Annotated in this window: 2 protein-coding genes; one reads left to right on the plus strand and one right to left on the minus strand. The window is 56.9% G+C overall.

Features of this window, described 5'->3' with window-relative positions:
- Positions 1-991, minus strand: a 991-nt coding sequence (ispG, locus tag F8J34_RS08260) for a flavodoxin-dependent (E)-4-hydroxy-3-methylbut-2-enyl-diphosphate synthase (protein WP_297058202.1), incomplete at its 3' end; no start/stop codon positions are given.
- Positions 992-1051: 60 nt separating this feature from the next.
- On the opposite strand from ispG, the gene F8J34_RS08265 reads away from it, so the two are divergent.
- Positions 1052-1942 carry a selenium metabolism-associated LysR family transcriptional regulator gene (locus F8J34_RS08265; RefSeq protein ID WP_297058205.1) on the plus strand — a complete coding sequence of 297 codons (891 nt, stop codon included), beginning with the start codon at positions 1052-1054 and terminating at the stop codon, positions 1940-1942.
- The last annotated feature ends 128 nt before the right edge of the window (positions 1943-2070 follow it).

The raw sequence follows: 2070 nt of genomic DNA on the forward strand, positions 1-2070 counted from the left end.
CCCGGAAGATGATCCCCACCCCCTTGCCTCCGGCCAGACCGATATCCGCTTCCCGGGCCTCTCCCGGGCCATTAACTACGCATCCCATGACCGCGATTTTGATGGGGGCTTTGAGGTTACGGGCGTAACGTTCCACTTCCTGGTAGAGGGACATAAGATCTATTTCGCAACGGCCGCAGGTGGGGCAGGCCACAATTTCGGCCCCGCGCCGTCTTATCCCCACGGCCTTAAGGATCTCCCAGGCCACCCGGACTTCCTCTACCGGGGGAGCGGTAAGGGAGACCCGCAGAGTATCTCCGATCCCTTCGGAAAGAAGGAGCCCTAGGCCCAGGGCACTTTTAACCGTGCCGGGGATGAGGCCTCCGGCTTCGGTTATCCCGATATGGACCGGAAAATCCGATCTTCTGGAGAACTCGCGGTAGGCGGTTACGGTGTGCCAGAGATCCGAGGACTTGAGGGAGACCTTGAGGTTTTCGAACCCCAGATCTCCGACCACGAAATCCAGCCAGCGGAGGGCGCTTTCCACCAGGGCCTCCGGACGGGGCCACCCGTACTTGCGCAGGAGATCCTTTTCCAGGGAACCGGCGTTGACCCCTATACGCACGCAGGCCCCGCAGGCCCGGGCGGCCTCAATGACCTTGCGCACGTTGGAGCGTCCCTTGATGTTGCCGGGGTTGATGCGTACTCCGTGAGCCCCGGCCCTCAGGGCGGCCACCGCCAGACGCCAGTCGAAATGGATGTCCGCGATAAGAGGGATACCTATCCGGGGGATGATCTGGCGTAGGGCCTCGGCGGCTTCCTGATCGGGGATGGCGACCCGAATGATCTCACAACCCTCTTCTTCCAGTTGCCGGATCTGGGCCACCGTGGATTCCACATCCCGGGTGTCGGTGTTGGTCATGCTCTGGACCGCCACCGGATGATCGCCGCCGAGCTTTACCCAGCCGACGTGTATTTCCCTGGTTCGGCGTCGAGGTACCTGGTGAGCCATTAGACAATCCTCGAAGGGGCGATAAAATTTTATCTCACTTTTTCCGGGGAGGCGAGAACGATGCTGGATCTGCGTAAACTGGAGGCCCTGGTGGCGGTGATGGAAACGGGTAGTTTTTCCCGGGCAGCGGAGAAGATTCATCTTACCCAGCCCACCATTTCCGGACATATCAAGGCCCTGGAGGAATATTTCGGGCTGAGACTTTTTGATCGGCATACCCGGGCGGTTCTTCCTACCCGGGCGGCCAGGATTCTTTACGAATATGCCCGTAAATTACTCTTCCTCTATCGGGAGATGGAACGGGAAATGGCCTACTTTCGGGGCGAAAAGACCGGTAAACTGGATCTCGGGGGGAGCACTATTCCGGGGCACTATTTATTGCCCCGGCTCATCGCTTCTTTCAGGAAGGTTTATCCGGGAATTTCGGTTTTTCTTAAGGTAGGGGATACCGGAGAGATCATTGACAGGGTAAGGGAAGGAGAACTTGAGTTGGGTATGGTGGGGGCCCGGGAGGAGGATCCGGAACTGGAATTCAAGCCCTGCTGTGAGGACGAGATTATCCTCATCGCTCCCCCGGATTATTCCGTTTCTCCGGTGAGTCTTGAGGAATTGCCCCATCTCCCGCTTATTGCCCGGGAACCCGGGTCCGGCACCTGGAAGACGGTGCTCCGGGTGCTGGAGAAGGCGGGGCTGGACACCGCCCAGATCCGGTTAGTAGCGGAGATGGGCTCCACCGAGGCGGTAAAACAGGCGGTTAAGGCAGGGCTGGGCGTGGCCTTTGTTTCGCAGCGGGCGGTGGAGGAGGAGGTGGCCAGGGGCGAACTTCGCATCCTGCCCCTTAAGGATTTGCATATTCGAAGGCATTTCTTTCTGGTTTATCCGGCCCGGCGCACCCTTTCTCCCCCGGCTCAGGCCTTTTTGAACTTTCAGGAGAGCCAGCTCCAATCCTGAACCCAATTTAGAATTCTTAGAAATTTTCCGATAGATAAAGTTATTTCTTTCTAAAAACAAATATATAGAAAAATTTTTCTAATTTCAGGGGTTGACAAAATATCTTTTAATTGATATCTAATAAGTAG

It is taken from the genome of Thermosulfurimonas sp., assembly GCF_015491435.1.
GTDB lineage: Bacteria > Desulfobacterota > Thermodesulfobacteria > Thermodesulfobacteriales > Thermodesulfobacteriaceae > Thermosulfurimonas_A.